Source organism: Brevundimonas sp. (genome assembly GCF_035561115.1).
Lineage (GTDB): Bacteria > Pseudomonadota > Alphaproteobacteria > Caulobacterales > Caulobacteraceae > Brevundimonas.
In genome coordinates this window covers 1-19,961 of the sequence record NZ_DATMYH010000024.1, presented here as the reverse complement: position 1 = coordinate 19,961, position 19,961 = coordinate 1, and the positions used below count along the sequence as shown (strand labels likewise).

20 protein-coding genes and 1 tRNA gene are annotated in these 19,961 nt (G+C 69.3%); 15 read left to right on the top strand and 6 right to left on the bottom strand.

All coding sequences use genetic code 11. From position 1 onward, the window contains the following. Positions 1-15: 15 nt before the first annotated feature. Positions 16-2,535, top strand: a complete 2,520-nt coding sequence (locus tag VN378_RS03320) for a cation-translocating P-type ATPase (RefSeq protein ID WP_325740935.1) — start codon at positions 16-18, stop codon at positions 2,533-2,535. 45 nt (positions 2,536-2,580) lie between these two features. On the opposite strand, the gene VN378_RS03315 is transcribed toward VN378_RS03320, so the two are convergent. The 5 genes from VN378_RS03315 to VN378_RS03295 all read right to left on the bottom strand — a co-directional run bounded on the left by VN378_RS03315 (position 2,581) and on the right by VN378_RS03295 (position 6,960). Continuing rightward, entirely contained in the window at positions 2,581-3,126 is a 546-nt protein-coding gene (locus tag VN378_RS03315) for a DUF1003 domain-containing protein (protein ID WP_325740933.1), read from the bottom strand. A 255-nt stretch (positions 3,127-3,381) separates the two neighbouring features. Next, complete coding sequence (locus tag VN378_RS03310) at positions 3,382-4,893, bottom strand: acetyl-CoA hydrolase/transferase family protein (protein ID WP_325740931.1); 1,512 nt, start codon at positions 4,891-4,893, stop codon at positions 3,382-3,384. A gap of 109 nt (positions 4,894-5,002) precedes the next feature. Beyond that, positions 5,003-5,086: transfer RNA gene (locus VN378_RS03305), tRNA-Leu, on the bottom strand. Positions 5,087-5,188: 102 nt separating this feature from the next. Then, positions 5,189-6,616, bottom strand: coding sequence for a M20/M25/M40 family metallo-hydrolase (locus tag VN378_RS03300; RefSeq protein ID WP_325740930.1), 1,428 nt, complete (start codon positions 6,614-6,616; stop codon positions 5,189-5,191). Positions 6,617-6,717: 101 nt separating this feature from the next. Further along, positions 6,718-6,960 carry a DUF3297 family protein gene (locus VN378_RS03295; protein ID WP_055828666.1) on the bottom strand — a complete coding sequence of 81 codons (243 nt, stop codon included), beginning with the start codon at positions 6,958-6,960 and terminating at the stop codon, positions 6,718-6,720. A gap of 128 nt (positions 6,961-7,088) precedes the next feature. Between VN378_RS03295 and VN378_RS03290 the strand changes: the two genes are divergently transcribed. From VN378_RS03290 to VN378_RS03270, 5 genes are read left to right on the top strand one after another with little or no spacing between them, the layout of a single operon-like run. Then, positions 7,089-7,967 (top strand): serine aminopeptidase domain-containing protein, encoded by an 879-nt coding sequence (locus tag VN378_RS03290; RefSeq protein ID WP_325740926.1) that lies wholly within the window; start codon positions 7,089-7,091, stop codon positions 7,965-7,967. A 24-nt stretch (positions 7,968-7,991) separates the two neighbouring features. After that, positions 7,992-8,843 (top strand): aldo/keto reductase, encoded by an 852-nt coding sequence (locus VN378_RS03285; RefSeq protein WP_325740924.1) that lies wholly within the window; start codon positions 7,992-7,994, stop codon positions 8,841-8,843. Between the two features lie 37 nt (positions 8,844-8,880). Further along, complete coding sequence (locus VN378_RS03280) at positions 8,881-9,129, top strand: helix-turn-helix transcriptional regulator (RefSeq protein ID WP_325740922.1); 249 nt, start codon at positions 8,881-8,883, stop codon at positions 9,127-9,129. Next, entirely contained in the window at positions 9,129-9,782 is a 654-nt protein-coding gene (locus VN378_RS03275; RefSeq protein WP_325740920.1) for a Pr6Pr family membrane protein, read from the top strand. The genes VN378_RS03280 and VN378_RS03275 overlap by 1 nt, the downstream gene beginning before the upstream one ends. A gap of 27 nt (positions 9,783-9,809) precedes the next feature. Then, positions 9,810-11,339, top strand: coding sequence for a UbiD family decarboxylase (locus tag VN378_RS03270; protein WP_325740918.1), 1,530 nt, complete (start codon positions 9,810-9,812; stop codon positions 11,337-11,339). Position 11,340: 1 nt separating this feature from the next. Here the strand turns inward: VN378_RS03270 and VN378_RS03265 are convergent, their stop codons facing one another. Then, entirely contained in the window at positions 11,341-12,309 is a 969-nt protein-coding gene (locus tag VN378_RS03265) for a helix-turn-helix transcriptional regulator (protein ID WP_325740917.1), read from the bottom strand. Between the two features lie 88 nt (positions 12,310-12,397). Here VN378_RS03265 and VN378_RS03260 point away from each other — a divergent pair, with 88 nt between their 5' ends. The 9 genes from VN378_RS03260 (at position 12,398) to VN378_RS03220 (ending at position 19,763) form a co-directional block, all read left to right on the top strand. Next, complete coding sequence (locus VN378_RS03260; protein WP_325740916.1) at positions 12,398-12,886, top strand: DUF1579 domain-containing protein; 489 nt, start codon at positions 12,398-12,400, stop codon at positions 12,884-12,886. Next, on the top strand, positions 12,883-13,689 hold the full coding sequence (locus VN378_RS03255; RefSeq protein WP_325740915.1) for an NIPSNAP family protein: 807 nt from the start codon (positions 12,883-12,885) through the stop codon (positions 13,687-13,689). The genes VN378_RS03260 and VN378_RS03255 overlap by 4 nt, the downstream gene beginning before the upstream one ends. A 74-nt stretch (positions 13,690-13,763) precedes the next feature. Next, a complete protein-coding gene (locus tag VN378_RS03250) occupies positions 13,764-14,390 on the top strand; it encodes a hypothetical protein (RefSeq protein ID WP_325740913.1) in 627 nt (208 codons plus the stop codon). Further along, the gene (locus tag VN378_RS03245) at positions 14,387-15,004 is read left to right on the top strand and encodes a hypothetical protein (protein ID WP_325740911.1); all 618 of its coding nucleotides are present in this window, start codon (positions 14,387-14,389) and stop codon (positions 15,002-15,004) included. The genes VN378_RS03250 and VN378_RS03245 overlap by 4 nt, the downstream gene beginning before the upstream one ends. A 54-nt stretch (positions 15,005-15,058) precedes the next feature. Further along, complete coding sequence (locus VN378_RS03240) at positions 15,059-16,888, top strand: M14 family metallopeptidase (RefSeq protein ID WP_325740909.1); 1,830 nt, start codon at positions 15,059-15,061, stop codon at positions 16,886-16,888. A 16-nt stretch (positions 16,889-16,904) separates the two neighbouring features. After that, positions 16,905-17,303 carry an MAPEG family protein gene (locus VN378_RS03235; protein ID WP_325740907.1) on the top strand — a complete coding sequence of 133 codons (399 nt, stop codon included), beginning with the start codon at positions 16,905-16,907 and terminating at the stop codon, positions 17,301-17,303. Positions 17,304-17,347: 44 nt separating this feature from the next. After that, entirely contained in the window at positions 17,348-18,703 is a 1,356-nt protein-coding gene (locus VN378_RS03230) for a TldD/PmbA family protein (RefSeq protein ID WP_325740905.1), read from the top strand. Further along, entirely contained in the window at positions 18,700-19,515 is an 816-nt protein-coding gene (locus VN378_RS03225) for a 3'(2'),5'-bisphosphate nucleotidase CysQ (protein ID WP_325740903.1), read from the top strand. The genes VN378_RS03230 and VN378_RS03225 overlap by 4 nt, the downstream gene beginning before the upstream one ends. After that, a complete protein-coding gene (locus VN378_RS03220; protein ID WP_325740901.1) occupies positions 19,515-19,763 on the top strand; it encodes a DUF4170 domain-containing protein in 249 nt (82 codons plus the stop codon). Before VN378_RS03225 ends, VN378_RS03220 begins: the two co-directional genes overlap by 1 nt. The last annotated feature ends 198 nt before the right edge of the window (positions 19,764-19,961 follow it).

The following is a 19,961-nucleotide window of genomic DNA, read 5'->3' as shown; positions in this document are numbered from 1 at the left end:
GCCAGTGGAGCGGCCATGCATCCGGATTCATCCTTCCACGGGCTCGAAGCATCCGAGGCGGCCCGCCGGCTGGCGGAGGACGGACCCAATCTGCTGTCGGCGGATCGAACCCGGCCGATGGCGGCGATCGCCCTCTCGGCCCTGCGTGAACCGATGTTCCTGCTGCTGGCCGCCGCCGCCGCGCTCTATCTGGCGCTCGGAGATCGGGCGGAAGGATTGCTCCTCGCCGCCGCCGGGCTGGTGACCATGGCCCTGGTGGTGGCCCAGGAAGTGAGGAGCGAGACCGCGCTCAGGGCGCTTCGGCGCCTTTCGGATCCCACGGTTCGGGTGGTGCGCGACGGCCGGGCGTACGCGGTCCCGGCGCGGGAGGTAGTTCGCGGCGACATAGTCCTTCTCGCCGAGGGCCAGCGCGCTCCGGCCGACGGCGTCCTGATCGGGCCGGAGGTCCTGCAGATCGACGAGTCGGCGTTGACCGGAGAGTCCGTTCCGGTGATCCGGAGCGGCGCGGCCGTCCCGTCGGACCAGGCCCTGTCGGACCGGATCTTCGCCGGAACGCTCACCGTCGCCGGCCAGGGCGTCCTTCAGGTCAGCGCCACGGGACCAAGGACGGCGCTCGGCCGGATCGGAGCCTCCCTCTCGGCGATCGGCCAGGATCGGACGCCGCTGCAGAAGTCGACCGGACGCATCGTCATCTGGATCGGCGTCCTGGCGCTCGTCTTCGCCGTCGTTGTCGCTGTCGCCTACGGTCGGGTGCGGGGTCTGTGGATCGAAGGCGCCCTGGCCGGCATCACGATCGCCATCGCCCTGATCCCCGAAGAGTTCCCGGTGGTCCTGTCGGTGTTTCTCGCCCTGGGCGCCTGGCGACTGGCGCGGCGCCGGGTGCTGGTGCGCCGCGCCGCCGCCATCGAGGCGCTGGGCGGCGCCACCCTGCTCTGCGTCGACAAGACCGGCACCCTGACCGAAAACCGCATGGCCGTGACGGCCCTCTGGTCTCCGCTGGGAGAGGGCGCTCCCGACGACGGCGATCTGGCGCCGTCCCTGCGGGCGGTGCTGGAGACGGCGGTTCTGGCCAGCAACCCGCAACCGAGCGATCCTATGGACGCGGCCCTGACTGCGCTCGGCCCGACCGTGGCGGATCGGCCCGAACAGGTCTGGCCTCTGGCGCCGCATCGGCTGGCGGTAGTCCAGACATGGCGGGCGGACGGTGGGAGGCGCACCGCGGCCAAGGGGTCGCCGGAGGCGGTGTTCGCCCTGTGCCGGATGACCCCGCCCGAGACCGCGTATGCGCGGGAAGCGCTGGAACGCCTGGCCACGGGCGGACTGAGAGTTCTGGCCGTCGCCGAGGCGACCCACGACGCGCCGGTGGCTTCCCCGGAGGCGCTCGCCTTCCGCTTCAGGGGCCTTGTAGGCTTTCTTGACCCGGTCGCCGCCGACGTGCCGGCGGCGCTGGAGACGGCCCGGGCCGCGGGCATCGCCGTGGCCATGATCACCGGGGACTATCCGGCGACGGCGCTGAAGATCGCCGCCGACGCGGGAATCGACGTGGCGGGCGGTTTGATGACGGGCGCCGAGATCGCGGCTCTGGACGACCGGGCCCTGGCTGAGCGGTTGCGCACGGTGAGGGTCTTCGCCCGGGTTCAGCCCGGTCAGAAACTGGCGCTGGTGCGAGCCTTCCAGGCCAACGGGGCGGTCGTGGCCATGACGGGGGACGGGGTCAACGACGCGCCGGCGCTTGAGGCCGCGGACATCGGCGTGGCCATGGGCGGCCGCGGCACCGACGTGGCCCGGGAGGCGGCCGACCTCGTGCTGCTCGACGACCGGTTCGGCTCGATCCTCGGCGCGGTGCGACTGGGCCGCCGCATCTTCACCAACCTGCGCCGGGCGCTGGTGTACATTACCGCCATCCATGTGCCGATCGCCGGTCTGGCCCTGCTGCCGATCCTGCTCGGCGCGCCGCCCTTCCTGTTTCCTGTCCACGTCGTCCTGCTGGAGCTGGTGATCGACCCGGTCTGTTCTCTCGTCTTCGAAGCCGAGCCGAGCGAGCCGGACGCCATGCGGAGGCCGCCCCGGCCCCTTGGCGCGGGTCTGTTCGGCGCGCGCGAAATCCTTACAGGTCTGGTGCAGGGCATGATCATTCTCGCGGCCGTCCTCGCCCTCTACCTGGGTCTGCTGCCGATCGCGGGAGAGGCCGTCGCGCGCGGCGCCGCCTACGTCGCCCTCGCCGTCGGCAACCTGGCGCTGGCCATGGCGATCGGCGCGTCGGCCGGGGTCGGACTGTTCGATCCGCACCGCCGCCTGTTCTGGGCCATCACCGCCGGGTTGGGGGTGGTTCTTCTCATGGGCCTCTTCCTGCCACCCGTGGCCGGGGTGTTCCGCTTCGGCGCTCCGAGCCCGCCGCTCCTGGCGCTGGCCGTCGGAACCGGCCTCCTTGCCGGGGCGTGGAGCGGTGCGGTTCGCACACTGGCGCGCAGGTTCGGCCGGAGCATCCCTGACCGCTCGGCGGCCCCGTCGCCCTGGGCGTCCGGCGGGGGTTGAGCGACGCCTTCGGCCGCTCTGACCGGGGGGCCCTGCGGCCCAGGGTCAACGCGTGCTGCGGCCGGTCGCGGTCGCCGGCGCAGGCGCAGGCGAGGCCGCGACAGCCGCCTCGATCCGCCGCAGTTGCAGCTCGTTCTGTTGCAGCCGGTCATGCAGGCGCATGATCTCCAGCTCCGCGCGCAGGTTCACCCGGTAGTCATGTTCGGCCGCCCTGCGGTCGCGGGACGCCTGTCGGTTCTGGCTCATCAGGATCACCGGAGCCTGGACGGCCGCCAGGGTGGACAGCACCAGGTTCAGGAAGATGAAAGGGTACGGGTCGAACGCCCAGCGGGCCAACGCCAGATTGGCCGCAATCCAGACCAGCATGGCGAGCGCGAAGCCGCCCAGGAAGGTCCAGGAGCCGCCGACCTGCGCCACCCGGTCGGCGATCCGGTCCCAGAGGGCGCGATCATCGGCCAGCGCCGGCGCCAGGCCGGTCGGGGCTTCCGCCGCCATGAGGTCGACGACGCTGCGCTGGACCGGCGTGAGATCGGCGTAGCCGGCGCCGAGCAGGCCGAGCGCCAGTTCTTCCCGCCGTTCTGCAAGGTGCACCGCCCCCTCCTCTCAGTCCGGCTTTCCGCGGTCGGGCAGGTTGGTCCAGACGGAGATTCCGCCGACCACGAAGATGAAGAGCGAGACGGCCGCGCAGACGGCGACGATCAGGGCGGCGGCGGAATAAGGCATGACGGGCTCCTTCGCGCGCCGAGCATTATCGATGCGAGCCAGGATCGTCTTGATCGGGATCAAGAGGCCGTGAGCCTTGCCTCGATCCCTCGGTGCTCGCGGCCGGGTTCAGGCCGTATCCTCTCACTCCGGCTTCATCGTGCCGGTGCGGACGAAGCGGTCGTGCCAGGACAGGGCCTCCTGCAACAGCATAGGCGACTGCTGACCATAGGAATTGCGCCGCGCCCGCGCATAGTAGTCCGCCAGGGCAGGACGGTAGTCCGGATGGGCGCAATTCTCGATCACCAGAGACGCCCGCTGCTTTGGCGACAGGCCTCTCAGGTCGGCGAGGCCCTGCTCGGTGACGATCACCTGCACGTCCTGCGGGATGTGATCCACGTGCGAAGCGTGGGGCACGATGGTGGAGATGCGCCCGCCCTTGGCCGTGGAGGCTGACATAAAGATGGAGATGTAGGCGTTGCGGGCGAAATCCCCCGAGCCGCCGATGCCGTTCTGGATCCGGGACCCCATGATGTGGGTGGAGTTCACGCTGCCGAAGATGTCGGCCTCGATCATCCCGTTCATGGCGATGCAGCCGAGCCGGCGGATCAGCTCGGGGTGATTGCTCATCTCTTGCGGCCGCAGCACGATCCGGTCGTGGAACTCGGCCATTCGGGCATTGAGATCGTGCGCGGCCTCCGGGCTGAGGGAGAAGGCCGTGGCCGAGGCGGAGAGCAGCCGGCCCGACTCGAGCAAGTGAAGCATGCCGTCCTGGATCACCTCGGTGAAGGCGGTCATGCCCTGGAAGGGACCGTCTCCCAGGGCGCCCAGGACGGCGTTTGCAGTGTTGCCCACCCCGGACTGGAGCGGCAACAGCGACGGCGGCAACCGGCCCCTGGCGACCTCATGCTTGAGAAACTCCAGCAAATGCCCGGCGATCGCGAGGTCGGCGGAGTCCGCCGGAGTGAACGGCGCATTGCGGTCCGGCGCGTCGGTCTCGACGATGGCGACGATCTTGTCGGGGTCGCAGCGAAACCACGGCTCGCCGATCCTGTCATCGGCGCGCACCAGGGGGATCGGGCGCCGGTCCGGCGGCAGGGCGGTGCCATAGTAGATGTCGTGCATGCCCTCGAGCGCGGGGTTCTGCCAGCGGTTGACCTCGAGGATCACCTGCCCCGCCCGGTCGAGCCAGGTCTTGTTGTTCCCGACCGAGGACGACGGGATCAGGGATCCGTCCGCCCGGATGCCGGAAATTTCGACGACCGCGGTGTCCAGCGGCCCGAGGAACCCCTGCCAGGCGACGGGCGCCACCTGGCTGAGATGCATGTCGAAATATTCCATCTCGCCGCGATTGATCTTCTCGCGCGCGATCGGGTCCGAATTATAGGGCAGCCGGAATTCGACGCCGTCGGCCTTCGCCAGGGCCCCGTCGAGCTCGGGACCGGTGGAAGCGCCCGTCCAGACCTTGACCCGAAACGGAACGCCCCGTGCATGCTCCCGCTCGATCCGCGCCGCGAGGGCGAGGGGGACCGACTTGGGATAGCCGGACCCGGTGAAGCCGCTGAGCCCGATGGTCGTGCCGGGCGCGATCAAGGCCGCCGCCGCCTCGGCGTCCATCACCTTGCGCCGATGCGCGACCGACTTGATCCGACTCATGGCTATCCTCTGCTCGCCCCCCCAAAGGTGAGATGGTTGGGCGGGAATTGCGGTCCGGCCCTTGATCCGGATCAACGGCGTTCCCGGAGGGCCGCGTCCTGCCTGCGAGTGGTGCGGGCGGCCGGACTCGAACCAGCACTCCGTGAGGACCCGGGTTTTAAGCCCGGTGCGTCTACCATTTCGCCACGCCCGCGTGCGTCGGCCCACCCCTGTCCTGAGGCTGTGGCCGGGCGACGTCTTGAGGCCTAAGACCTTTAGGTCCCCTGCGTCCACCAGTTTCCGGCCGGACGCGGGATCAGTGCGCCGCCGCGGTCGCCGGCCGCATCGCCCGGAAATCCACGTCCGAATCCGCGATCAGCCACACCAGGGCCGCCCAGGCGGCGACGTTCTGGCTCATCTGCTCCGGATCGATCTTGTCGATCGTGTCGTCGGCCGTGTGGTGCAGGTCGAAATAGCGGCTGCCGTCCTGGTTCAGGCCGAACACGGGCACGCCGGCTTCGGCCAGAGGCCCGATGTCGGCCCCGCCGTGCAGTTCCGGCTGCGGCGACGCCAGCACGCCGAGCGGATAAAGAACCTGCGTCGCGGCCCGGGCGAAGTCAGAGTTATGGGCGCCGGGCGGCAGGCCGAGAGCGTAGACGCGGTCGGCGCCGAAGTCGCTTTCGCCGGCGATGATGTGCTTCTCGACGGCCGTTCCGATCCCTCGCAGATAGGCGCCGCCGCCGTTGCCGGTGTCGGTCGGCTGGGCGACCTCTTCCGAACCGTACAGCACCACGCGGACCGTCCGGGCCGGACGGCGTCCGCTTTCGGCGATGGCCTTGGCCGCGGCCAGGGTGATGGCCCCGCCCGCGCCGTCGTCGATGGCGCCGGTGCCGAGGTCCCAGCTGTCCATGTGTGAGCCGAGGACGATGATCTCGTCCGGACGCGAACGCCCGGGGATGTCGCCGATGACGTTCTGCGACACGGTCTCATAGGTATGGGCGGTCGAGGACAGGCGAACCCGCACCGGCTGCCCCATGGCGACCAGCCGGGTCAGCTGATCGGCGTCGGGCGCGCTGAGGGCGAAGCCCGGCAGCGGAACCCGGCCCTCGACGTAGCGGGTCGTGCCCGTGTGGGGCATGCGGTGCTCGTCCGAACCGGCCGAGCGCATGATGAAGGCGACCGCGCCCCTGGCGGCGGCGGCGGCCGGTCCCGCGCCCCGGATGCGGCTCAGGGGGCCGTAGCCGGCGCCGTCCTGCATCCGCACCATCTGGCCGGCGTCGATGAAGGCAATCCTGCCCGCCAGCGACCCGGCCGGGGCGGCGTTCAGGGCGTCGAGGCTGTCGAAGCGGACCACCTCGGCCTCGATGACGCCGTCGGTGCCCGGCGAATGGCCCAGGGCGGCGACGACCAGCCGCTGGGGATGCTCGCCGACGATGGATGCGCTCTCCTCGCCGCGTTCCCAGCCGACCAGCGGAAACTGTTCGATGCGCACGTTCTGGAAGCCCTGCGCCCGCATGTAGTCCGCCGCCCAGGCCGAGGCGTCCTGCTCGGCCTTCGATCCCGCCGGACGCGGCCCGAACCGGGTCGTCAGCCGGGTCACATAGTCCAGGGCGATGTTCTCGTTCAGCGCCGCGTCGCGGATCGTCGCCGCCCGCTGGATGGCGGCGGCGTCCTGGGCGAAGGCGGGCGCGGCGAGGCTCAGCGCAAGCGCGCTGGCGGCAAGGAGGCGGACGGACAGACGCATGACGGCTCCGGGACTCAAACGGGGAGCCCGAACCTGGACCGCACGATGGAAACGGACAAGCCGGCGCGGCCAGAGTTTTCCGGCGGCCGGCACAAGCAGGCCTATTCGCCCTTGATATACGGTTCGACCGGACCCTGCAGCTTGACGGTCAGGGCCTTGCCGCGGCGGTCGACGCGGTTGCCGACGGCCAGGCGGACCCAGCCTTCCGAGACGCAGTATTCCTCGACATTGGTCTTGTCCTCGCCCTTGAAGCGGACGCCGATCCCCTTCTGCAGCAGTTCGCCGTCATGGAAGGGGCTGTCGGGATCGACGGACAGGCGGTCGGGAAGGGCGGCGTCGGTCATGAGGGGCGCTCGAAAGGCGGAACAGGGTGGCGACGGGCTTTAGCCGACCGCGCGGGCCCTGTCCAAGACCCCTTGACCTGACGCGGCGTCAATCCGCTAGGTTCGTTGCGAATAACTACGGACTCGATATGAACGACCTGGTCATACGCGACTTCATCGCACCGGCCGCCGACGGCTATCCCTTGTCGATGCGCCTCGTCTCGGCCGCGGAGCCGACCGTCGCCGTCATGGTCAGTTCGGGGACGGGCTTTCCCAAGGGGTTCTATGACCGGTTCGCGCGACATCTGGCTGGCCGGGGCGCGGCGGTCCTGACCTATGACTTCCGCGGCATCGCCGGATCTCGGCCCGACGATCTGGCCGCCATGCGGATGGACTATCCGGACTGGGGCCGTCTGGACATGCCCGCCGCCCTCGACGCGCTGGCCGACGCCGCGCCCGGCCTACCCATCGTCCATGTGGGGCACAGTGTCGGCGGCCATTTCCTCGGCTTCATGCCCAACCAGCACCGCATCGCCCGTCACGCCTTCGTCTCGGTCGGCAGCGGCTTCTGGGGCCGTCACCACCGGTCCTACAACCCGCTGGAGCTCTTCTTCTGGCTGGCCTACGGCCCGTCGAGCCTGATGCGGCGCGGCTACATCAAGGGCGGCGGCCTCTGGGCGGGAACCGACCTGCCGCGCGGCGTCTATATGACCTGGCGGCGCTGGTGTCTGAAGGAACCCTATTTCCGCGACGAACTGAAGGACCGGCTGCGGCCGCACCATTTCGAGGCCGTGACGGCGCCGATCCGCTCATGGATATTCACCGACGACCCGATCGCGACCCCCGTCACGTCCCCGATCCTGCTGGCTGTCTATCCGAACGCCCCGCGGGAGGTGACCGTGCGTCGGCCTTCCGACCATGGCGCCACCCGCATCGGCCACGAAGGGGCCTTCCGGAAGGGCATGGAGACGCTCTGGGACGAGATGTTCGACTGGCTGGTTGAACCGGCGCCGACGACGCATAGGTAAGCGCCTCCTCTCCCGGAGCGTCCCATGACCGACCAGCCCGCCATCACCGTCGACGGCCATGCCATTCCCCTGCTGGGCTTCGGCACCTGGATGCTGGAACCCGACGACGCCCGGCGGATGGTCGCCGAAGCCCTGCGCATCGGCTACCGGCACATCGACACCGCATGGATCTACCGGAACGAGGCAGCAGTCGGCGACGGCGTTCGGGACGCGATCGAGGCCGGCCATGTGGCACGCGAAGACATCTGGCTGACCACCAAGATCTGGGTCGAGCATTTCGACCGCGACGGCCTGCTGCGACAGGCGGCGGAATCCCGGGCCAGCCTCGGCTTCACCCCCGATCTGTTGCTGCTGCACTGGCCGAGGAAGGAGCCCGCCTTCGCCGAAACGATCGGGGCGCTGAACGAGGCGAAGGACCAGGGCCTGACGGGCGCCATCGGCCTGTCCAACTTCCCGTCGGCCGAGTTCCGCGAGGCGCAGGCGCTGTCTAAGGCGAAACTGGTCACCAACCAGGTCGAATATCATCCGTATCTCAAACTCTCGAAGCTCACGGCCGCGGCCAAGGAGCTCGGCTCCTCGATCACCGCCTGGTCGCCGCTGGCCCAGGGCAAGATCGCCGACGACCCCACCCTGATCGGGATCGGCGAGGCTCACGGCAAGTCCGCCGGTCAGGTCACCCTGCGCTGGCTGATCCAGCAGAACGTCATCGCCATTCCGCGCACGACGAAGGTCAGCCGGGCCGAGGAGAGCTTCGACATCTTCGACTTCCAGCTCTCGCCCGAAGAGATGGACCGCATCCACGCCCTGGCCCGTCCCGACGGCCGTATGGGCGACTGGCTCGACAAGTCGTTCCGGTGGGACGAAGAATGGGCCTGAAGCGCCGCGCATAGTCGGCGCAACAGGGAGCGAACGGATGGGCTCGGTGCTGGGATTTCCCGGCGTCGATCCGCTCGACGCGGCGGTCGGCGCGAGGCTGAAGCGGTGGCGCGAGTCCCGCGGCATGGCCCTCGAGGACGTAGCCGCCGTGCTGCACGTCCCGGTCGAGGAGGCGCGCCGCGCCGAGGCGGGCCGCGCCCACCTGACCACCGCCCAGATCGGCGCCGCGACCAGCGCCCTGCACCTGCCGCTGTGGGCGCTGGTGTCGGACACGCGGGCCTATTGATGAACAAATCGCGCGCGGCGCTGATGTGGCGCGGAGCTTTCGCCCTGATCGGCTGGGCGGCGCTGGCCCTCCAGTACGGACTGATGATCACCGGCAGTTCCGGCGCGAGCACGACCGAACTAACGCTGAACTTCTTCAGCTTCTTCACCATCCTGACCAATGTGCTGGTCGCCGTGGCCCTGACCCTGCCGGTCGTCGGGAACGGGACGCGCATGGGCCGGTGGGCGGCGTCCGAGGGCGTGCGCGCCAGCGTGACCATGTACGCCGTCGTCGTCGGCCTCGTGTACCATTTCCTGCTGCACGCGACCTGGGACCCGCAGGGCTGGTCGCTGGTCGCCAACATCCTGCTGCACTACGTCATGCCCGCCGCCATCCTGCTCGACTGGCTGCTGTTCACACCCAAGGGCCGCCTGCGCTGGATCGACGCGCCGAAATGGCTGGTCTTTCCGCTGGTCTACGGCGGCTGGACCCTGGTCCACGGCTACGCCGCCGGCTGGTGGCCATACTGGTTCCTGAACATCGGCGAGCTCGGTCTGGCCAGGGCGGCGCTCTACTTCCTGGGGCTGCTGGTCTTCTTCCTGATCGTCGGCCTGCTGGTCGTGGCGATCGACCGCACGCTGGGACGGCGTGACACGAAGCCCGCGTCCGCCTAATCCAGACGCTCTGACGGAGCGTTCTCATTGGCCTACAAATCCCTGCGCGACTTCATGGCCATGCTGGAGGCCGAGGGCGAACTGGTTCGCGTCTCCGAACCCGTCTCGACCCACCTGGAGATGACCGAGATCCAGACGCGGCTGCTTCGGAACGGCGGCCCGGCGGTCCTGTTTGAAAAGCCCGTCATGCCCGACGGCTCGATCAGCCCCATCCCGTGTCTCGCCAATCTGTTCGGCACGGTGAAGCGCGTGGCCATGGGCGTGACCATGGACAAGAAGGTTCGCACCACCGCCGCCGAGCTGCGCGAGGTCGGCGAACTGCTGGCCTTCCTGCGCAACCCGACCCCGCCGCGCGGCCTGGGCGACGCCATGGAGATGCTGCCGCTGGCGCAGACGGTCATGTCGATGCGGCCGAAGATCGTGAAGTCGGCCCCGGTGCAGCAGATCGTGCTGAAGGGCGACCAGATCGACCTCACGTCCCTCCCGGTGCAGGGCTGCTGGCCCGGCGAGCCGGCGCCCCTGATCACCTGGGGTCTCGTCGTCACCAAAGGCCCTTCCGACGATCGCGAGGACGATTTCAACCTCGGCATCTACCGCATGCAGGTGCTAGGCAAGGACAGGGCCATCATGCGCTGGCTGGCCCACCGCGGCGGGGCCCAGCACTACGCGCGGCACAAAAAGGCCGGCAAGACCGGCCCCCTGCCCTGCGCCGTTGTACTCGGCGCCGATCCCGGCACCATCCTCGCAGCCGTCACACCGGTGCCGGACACCCTGTCGGAATACCAATTCGCCGGCCTGCTGCGCGGGCAGAAGGCCGAGCTGGTTCCCTGCAAGACCATCCCGCTGATGGTCCCGGCCAACGCCGAGATCGTGCTGGAGGGCCACGTCCTGTTCGACGAGCACGCGCCCGAGGGCCCCTACGGCGACCACACCGGCTATTACAACTCGGTCGAGACCTTCCCCGTCTTCCAGGTCACCGCGATCACGATGCGGAAAGACCCCATCTATCTGACCACCTTCACCGGCCGCCCGCCGGACGAGCCCTCGGTGCTGGGCGAGGCGCTGAACGAGGTCTTCATCCCCCTGCTGCGCCAGCAGTTCCCCGAGATCACCGACTTCTGGCTGCCGCCCGAGGGCTGCAGCTACCGCATCGCCGTGGTGTCGATGAAGAAGGCCTACCCCGGCCACGCCAAGCGGGTGATGCTGGGCGTCTGGAGCTATCTGCGCCAGTTCATGTACACCAAATGGGTGATCGTCGTGGACGACGACATCGACGCCCGTGACTGGAAACAGGTCATGTGGGCCATCTCGACCAAGATGGACCCGGCGCGCGACATCACCGTCATCGAGAACACCCCGATCGACTACCTCGACTTCGCCAGTCCCGAGAGCGGCCTCGGCTCCAAGATCGGCCTCGACGCCACCGACAAATGGCCGCCCGAGACGAAGCGGGAATGGGGCGAGGAGATCCGCATGGACGAGGCCGTGGTCGAGCGGGTGTCCGACATGTGGGACCGCCTCGGCCTGCCCGGCGACGGCGCGCCGATCTGGCGATAGCTCAGGCGTACAGCGCCGCCAGCCGGCGCGCCGTCGCGGACATGGCCTCCCGGAGTTCGGGCGGGCCCAGCACCTCGGCCTCATCCCCCAGCCGCAGGAAGTCCGTTGCGGCGTGATCGACCGACTCGATCGGGACCACGATCTCCACCCGGCCGTCCGCCCCCGGCCTGACGCCCGCCGTGATCCGCGCCTGCTCCGTCCCGAGCCGCGCCAGCCGCTTCAGCCCGGCCGCCGTCACCCTTAGCCGCGCCTCGCCGGTGAAGATCTCCGCCTCGAACCGCCTTGACGTCTCCGCCCACCACGCCGCCAGCTCGAATCCTGCGGGCCGTTCGAACGTCTCTTCGCCCACAGTCAGCTTGAGGATGTTCGACACCCGATAGGTCCGGGGCTCGCGTCGCCCGGAACCGGCCAGTCGGGCGGCCAGGTACCAGAGGCCGCCCTTGAGGATCAGGCCCAGCGGCTCCAGCGTCCGCTCCACCTCGCCCTTCCAGCTCTCATAGCGCACGGCGATGCGCCGGCTGGTCCACACCGCCTGGGCGATGGCGGGCAGGCGATCGGCCTCGTCGGGGCTCTGGTACCAGCCGACCGGATCGAGGTGGAACCGCCCGGCCAGCCGCTCCGCCGCCGCCTGCCGCTCGGGCGGAAGCGCGGCCAGCAGTTTCAGCTGCATGGTCGTCACCGCGCCGGAAAATCCCATCTGCGCCGCCGGGCCCGACAGGCCGCCGAGGAACAGGGTCTCGGCCTCCGCGTCGGTCAGGCCGGTCAGACGGGTGCGATAGCCGTCCATGAGCTGGAACCCGCCCGACCGCCCCCGGTCCGCGTAGACGGGCGCGCCCGCGGCGCTCAGTTGGTCGATGTCGCGATAGATGGTGCGCACCGACACCTCGAACTCGGCCGCCAGGGCCTCGGCCGTCATCCGCCCCCGGGTCTGGAGCAGCAGCAGGATGGAAAGCAGTCGGCTGGCGCGCATTTTTCGACCATAGCCGATAAATCCTGACAACAGGTGTCAGGTTATGGGTCGTATCCCTCTCGCATCACCCCTTGAGAAGGAAGCTCCCATGTCCGCCGAATCCATCGAAACCCTGCCCGGGATCCACGACTTCGACTTCATCCACGGCCGCTGGAGCGTCGCCAACCGCAAGCTGAAGGTCCGGGGCGACGGCTCCGACGACTGGGACGAATTCCCCTCGACCGGATGGTGCGAGCCCCGGCTGGGCGGCCTTGCCAATGTCGAACAGATCGACTGTCCCGCTCGCGGCTGGACCGGCATGGCGGTGCGGTCCTTCGACATTCCCGCCCGCGAATGGGTCATCCACTGGATCAGCAGCGCCGACGGCGTCCTGCAGCCGCCCGTCCGCGGCCGTTTCCACGCCGATGGTTGCGTGCTGGAAGGGCCTGACAGCGACGGCGGCCGGCCCGTCATCGCCCGCTACATCTGGTCCGACATCACCCCCGACAGCGCCCGCTGGACCCAGGCCTTCTCGTACGACGACGGCGCGACGTGGGAGATCAACTGGGTGATGGACTTCTCGAGGGTCGCCGCATGAGCGACCGTCCCCGTCGCCGCACCGTTGTCGGAGGCATGGCCGCCGCCGGCACGCTCTTTCCCGCCTGGACCCCCGCACCCGCCCGGACCCCGGAGAATCCCGACATGATCGTCAGCCCGATAGTCGAGCTGCGCCAGTACACCCTTCATCCCGGCCGGCGGGATATTCTGATCGACCTGTTCGAGCGCGAGTTCGTCGAGACCCAGGAAGCCGCCGGCGCCACGGTCATCGGCCAGTTCCGGGATCTGGATGCGCCCGACCGCTATGTCTGGCTGCGCGGCTTTCCCGACATGGAGGCCCGCAAGGCGGCGCTGGAAGCCTTCTATTTCGGCCCGGTCTGGCAGGCGCACCGCACCGCGGCCAACGCCACCCTGATCGATTCCGACAACGTCCTGCTGCTGCGTCCGCTCGACGCCGCATCCGGCTTCAGCCTGGGCGAGCGTGCGCCGGTCGGAGCGTCGGGTCCGGGCCGGGGCGTCGTCGTCGCCAGCGTCCACGCCCTGTCGGGTCCGGACGACGCCCTGCCGGTCCGCTTCCGCGAAGCGGTCGCGCCGCGCCTCGCCGCCGCCGGCCTGGCTCCCCGAGCCGTCCTGACGACCGAGGCCAGCCCCAACACCTTCCCTCGCCTGCCGGTGCGCGAAGGCGAGCGGGTGCTGGTCTGGCTGGCTGCGGCTGCCGATCCGGACGCCGCCGATGCGGCGATCGCGCGCGCGCGCGCCGATCCGGGCCTCGAAGGCCTGCTGGACCATCCGTTGCAGCTGATGCGCCTCCAGCCCACGGCGCGCTCGCGGCTGCACGGCTGAACCCCGTCGTTCGCGGGGTGACGAGGGCTCCAACCCTGCCTACGGTGGAGGTTGGCAGCGTCGGGGAGACCGGTTTGAGCGCGTTCGAATTCTTCTTCAGCTTCTACGGACTTGTGCTCGGCCTTTCGGTTGCGGTCATCGCCACGGGCCTGGCGACCGCGATCCAGCATCGAAAGAAGATCCGGATCGGCTGGCTCACCCCGTTGCTTGCGCTGTTCGTCGGTCTGGACATCGCCAGCTTCTGGGACTCGGCCTGGGTCAATTTCCGCCATCTGCCGTTCAGCTACGGCATGCTGATCGCCGGTCTGGCGATCGCCCTGGTCTATTTCATCGCCGCCTCGCTGGTGTTCCCGCACGACCTCGATGACGGCCAGTCGCTGGACGACCACTTCTGGGCCAACAAGAAGGTCGTCCTGATGTTGACGATCATGGCCAATCTGATCGGCGTCGCCGTGGTGGCGATCGCCAATATGGGTCGTGACGGAGGGATGACGATCATCCAGGGCTATCTGATAAATCTGGCGCTCTACGCCCTTCTCGTGGCGCCCGCCGCCTTCGCTCGCCGCGCCCGCCTGTTCGCGGTCCTGATCGGGCTGCACGTCGTCATCTATCTGGTCATCGCCGGGCTCTCCGTCGTCTTTCCGAACAGCATGTTCGCCAACGCCTATGCGGAAGCGCCCGCCGCGGAAGCCGCCCGATGAGCGCCTTCGAGTTCTTCTTCAGCTTCTACGGCCTGCTGCTGGGCCTGTCGGTCGCCGAACTGGTCGGCGGCTTCGCCCGGGTGCTGCATGAACGCCACCGGGTCCGGTTCGGCTGGCTCACGCCGCTGCTGGCCGTCTTCGTGGCCATGGACGTGGCGACCTTCTGGTCCCAGGCTTGGGTCATCTTCCGCGGCGCGCCGTTCAACCTGTCGCTGCTGTTTCTCGGACTGGTGGTCGCCGCGACCTTCTACGTCGCCGCCAGCGTGACCTTCCCGCGCGTCACGGCCGAGGGCGTCGGCGACAGGATCGATCTGGACGAGCATTTCTGGATTCACCGGCGGCTGGTCTTCACCTGCGTGATGGCCGCCAACGCCATCGTCGCGGTGCTGTTCGCCTGTCTCGCTGCGACCAATGCGGGCTTCGCCGAGCTGGCCGTTCCCCGGCTGTGGATCGGCATGGCCATCTTCGTGCTGGGGACGGCCACGGCCGCCTTCGCGCCCTGGCGACGGGTCGCGGTCACCGCCCTGGTGCTGGTTCTGGCCTACAGCTTCTGGAACGTGGCGCGGTCGGCCGCCACCCTGATCGCGGCCGGGGGCTGGTCCCCGCCCGCCTGAGGCCGCCGTACGGAACGGCTTGTCGGATAGTCACATTTGGCCGAGGAAGATTCCATGCGCCCCGCCCTTCTGATCGCCGTTATGGCCGCCCTGTCGTCGAGTCCCGCCATGTCCCAGTCCCCGTCCGTCCCCAACGCCGCTCCGTGGGACCAGCCCTTCCTGCCGCCCGCGCCCGAGTGGAACGGCGCCAGCCGCGCCCTGCTGCGCGACGCCTCCGACCCTTGGGTCACGGCCTTCGAGACCGACCCGGACCACGACTTCAGCCCGACCTACGCCGACACCCGCGCCTGGTTCGACCGGCTGGACGCCGCTTCGGACCTGATCCGCATCGAACAGTTCGGCGTCTCGCCCGAGGGCCGGCCCATCTATGCCGTGATCGCCTCGAAGGACGGCGCCAGCTTCGACCCTGCCAAACCCGTGCTGCTGGCCCAGGCCGGCATCCATCCGGGCGAGATCGACGGCAAGGACGCGGGCATGATGCTGCTCCGCGACATCGCCTTCAACGGCAAGGCGGAGCTGCTGGACCGGGTCAATCTGATCCTGATCCCCATCCTGTCGGTCGACGGCCATGAGCGGGCCTCGGCCTACAGCCGTCCCAACCAGCGCGGTCCCCGCATCCAGGGCTGGCGCAACACGGCGACGAACCAGAACCTCAACCGCGACTATCTCAAGCTGGACCAGCCCGAGATGCGGGCGGTGCGCGGCCTGATCCTCAAATACAAACCCGACCTCTACGTCGACATCCACGTCACCGACGGCATGGATTACCAGTACGATGTCACCTACGGCTTCAACGGCGAGAACGGGGCTTATTCGCGCTCGCCCGCCACCTCGCGATGGCTCAACGACGTCTTCAAGCCGGCGATCAACGCCGGGCTCGAGGCGCAGGGCCACATCCCCGGTGAGCTGGTCTTCGGCGTTGACGACAGCAATCCGCGCGCCGGCCTGTCCGACGGCGGCCTCGGCGAGCGCTTCTCCAACGGCTGGGGCGCGGCGGCTCACGTGCCGACCATCCTGATCGAGAACCACAGCCTGAAGCCCTATGAGCAGCGCGTGCTGGGAACCTATGTCTTCCTCGAGGACACCCTGCGCCTGCTGGCCCGCGACGGGGCCGCCCTGCGCGCCGCCATCGCCGGGGACAGCGCCCTGCGCCCCGCCGCCATCCCGGCGAACTTCCAGGCCGATCCGACTCCCGCCTACACCCGGGCTTTCAAGGGCATCCGCTACGAGACGTATGAAAGTCCCGCCTCGGGCCGTCGGGAAATCCGCTGGCTGGGCCAGGCCGATCCCGAGCCTTGGGCCCTGCCCTTCTTCGGCTCGAAACCGACCCTGACCCTGTCACGTCCCGCCGCCTACTGGGTGCCGTCGTACCGGTCGGACATCATCGAGCGCCTGCGCATTCACGGCGTCAGCATGGAGACGTTGGATGCGGCGCGCACCGTATCGGTCGAGATGCTCAGCCTCGACGATCCCAAACTCGCCGCCCGTCCCAATGAAGGCCATGTGCCGGTCACCGTCACTGCCGTGACGCCGCGCCGCCGCGACTGGACCTTCCCGGCCGGTTCGGTTCGTGTGCCGACCGACCAGCCGCTGGGCGATATCGTCGTCCTGTTGCTGGAACCGCAGTCCAGCGAGAGCTTCTTCGCCTGGGGCCTGTTCCCCGAGGTGCTCAGCCGCGTCGAATACATCGAGGGCTACGCCATCGCCCCGCTCGCCGAGGCCATGATGGCCGCCGATCCCGCCCTCAAGGCCGCCTTCGAGGCGAAGCTGGCCGCCGAGCCGGAATTCGCCGCCAACGGCGACGCGCGTCTGCAGTGGTTCTACGAGCGAACCCCGTTCTATGATGACCATTACCGGCTCTATCCGGTGGGGCGCGAGAACTGAGGACACGATGAACACAATGACGGCTCTGCAAGCCGCCGCGCTCTGGAGCGGTCTTTCGATCCTGCTGCTGGTCGTCCTCTCGTTCAGAACGATCTTCACGCGCAAGCGCCTGGGCGTATCGTTCGGCGATGGCGGTCATGCGGAGCTGACGGCCGCCAGCCGGGCGTTCGGCAACGCCGCGGAATACATCCCTCCATGCCTGATCCTGCTGGTCCTGATGGCAGGCCTCGGATTCCAGCCGGTCTGGGTTCATCTGGTCGGCGGCGCCATGCTGTTCGGGCGCATCCTCCACGCCTGGGGTCTCGGTCGCGCCAGACAGCCTTCCTTCGGGCGCATGTCGGGGATGATCCTGACCCAGCTGTCGCTGGTGGGCGGCGCAGCGGCCCTGATCGGCCGCGCCTTCGGCGCTCTCTGACGCGACGCCGTTGCGCCGGGCCGTCGTCCCGGCCATATCGGGGCATGCCTGACCGTACCGCGTCCGCCGCCTCTCCCGACCTTCTGCCTGATCTGGTCGCCGCCGCGCTGAGAGCCGGCGCCGACGCCGCCGAGGCCGTCTCCGCCGAACGCGCGTCGCTTTCGATCGGCGTCCGCAACGGCGCCCTCGAGGATGTCGAGCGCGAGGAAAGCCGCGATCTCGGCCTGCGGGTCTTCATCGGCCGGCGCCAGGCCACCGTCTCCGCCTCCGACCTGTCCGACGCCACCCGCGCCCGGCTGGTCGAGCGCGCCGTGGCCATGGCCCGCCTCGCGCCGGAAGACCCCTATGCCGGCCTCGCCCCGCAGGACCGGCTGGCCCGCGGCCCCTTCGCCGATCTCGATTTGTACGATTCGAGCGAGCGCAGCGCCGCCGAGCTTGAGGGCGTCGCCGCCCGGGCCGAGGCGGCCGCCCTTGCTGTTCCCGGTGTGGCGAAGTCCGAAGGCGGTCACGCCTCGGCCTCGTCCAGCCGCTGGCGGCTGGTGACCTCGCACGGTTTCGACGGCGCCTATCACGGCTCGGCCTTCTCGCTCGGCGTCGGTGTCATCGCCGAGAAGGACGGCGCCATGGAGCGGGGCGGCGAGCATCGCGCGACCCGCCACCTGTCCGACCTGCCGACTGCCGAGGCCCTCGGCGCCGAGGCGGGGCGCCGCGCCGTCGCCCGCACCGGCCCTCGCAAGATCGCCTCGACCACCGCACCGGTGATCTTCGAGAACCGTGTCGCCAGCCAGGTGCTGTCGCCCCTGCTCGGCGCCGTGTCCGGCCCGTCGGTCGCGCGTGGCGCTTCCTTCCTCAAGGACCGTCTCGGCCAGCGGGTCCTGCCGGCCGGGGCCAATCTGATCGACGACCCCTTCCGTCCGCGCGGTCTCGGATCGACCCCCTTCGACGACGAAGGCGTCGCCGTCACGCGGCAATCGATCATCGACGACGGCGTCCTGACCACCTGGCTGCTGAACAGCGCCGCCGCCGCCCAGCTCGGCATGGCCTCGACCGGTCACGCCTCGCGCGGGCTCGCCGGACCGCCCGGCGTCTCGACCCACAACCTGCATCTGGAACCGGGCGAGCCTGATCTGGCGGGTCTGATGAGCGGGGCCGGAACCGGCCTGCTGGTCACCTCCATGTTCGGCCCGTCGCTGAACGCCCATACAGGCGACTGGTCCGCCGGCGTCTCGGGCTTCTGGTTCGAGAACGGCGAGATCGCCCACCCGGTCAGCGAGGTCACCGTCGCCGGCAACCTGCTCGACCTCTACGCCCGCATGCAACGCGGCTCGGACCTGGAATTCCGCAGTTCGTTCAACAGCCCGTCGTTGCTGTTCGACGGTGTCGCCATCGCCGGCAAATGACCGATCTGGCCGCCGACCTGCTTCTGATCCGCGACGCGGCCCTCTCCGCCGGCGAGCTGGCCCTGTCCGAACGCGACGCCGGCCTGAAGATCTGGTCCAAGTCCGGCGGCTCGCCCGTCACCTCGGCCGACATGGCCGTGGACCGGTTGCTGAAGGACGCCCTGCTGCCCGCCCGCCCCGACCACGGCTGGCTGTCAGAGGAAACGACTGACGACGGCCGGCGGTTGACGCAGCGCCGCATCTTCGTGGTCGATCCGATCGACGGCACCGTCGCCTATATGAAGGGCAAGCCCTGGTGGTGCATCCCCATCGCCGTCGTCGAGGACGGCCAGCCCGTCGCCGCGGTGATCCACGCCCCGGCCTTGGGCGAGACCTTCACCGCCATTCGCGGCGGCGGCGCCTTCCTCAATGGCCGGCCGATCACCGCCTCGGACACCGCCGACCTCGACGACGCGTCCGTCCTGGCTGACGCCCGTCTGATGGAAGGCCCGCACTGGCCCGAGCCCTGGCCCGCCATGCGGTTCGAGAAGCGCAACGCCATCGCCTACCGCATGGCCCTGGTCGCCGCCGGGGCCTTCGACGCCGCCATCGCCCTGACACCCAAATGGGATTGGGACGTCTGCGCCGGAGCCCTGATCGTCGAAGAAGCGGGCGGACGCGTCAGCGATCACCATGGTCTTCCTTGGCGGTTCAACCAGTTCGATCCGCGCCAGAACAGCCTGGTCTGCAGCGCGCCCGCGCTTCACCCGTTGATCGTGCGCCGCACAGCGCCTATTCCGCTCGCGCCCCGCCAGAACGACCGGACCTCCTGATGACCCCAGAAACCGAAAACCCCCAGCTGCTGCATCTCGTCATCGGCGGCGAGCTGCGCCATCTCGACGCCCCGGTGTTCCGCGATCTGTCCAAGGTCGAGTTCGTCGGCGCCTTCCCCAACTATGAAGAAGCCCGCAAGGCCTGGAAGGCCCGGGCCCAGGCCACGGTCGACAATGCGCATATGCGGTATTTCATCCTGCACGCCCACCGGATGATCGACCCGCGCGGCGACGACCACGCGCACTGATCCGGGAACTCCCCCTCGGTCTGGGGCGCTTTCAGGCGTATACTGCTGCGCCTGAACGCGGAGAGATCTCATGACTCCCACCCTGATCGTCCTGGCCCTGGTGGCGCTCGGCGTCGCCATCGTCGTCTGGGCTACCCGCAAGAAGCCGGGTGTGACCCATTCGGGACCGCAGGATGGCGACACCGCCTGGAACGACCC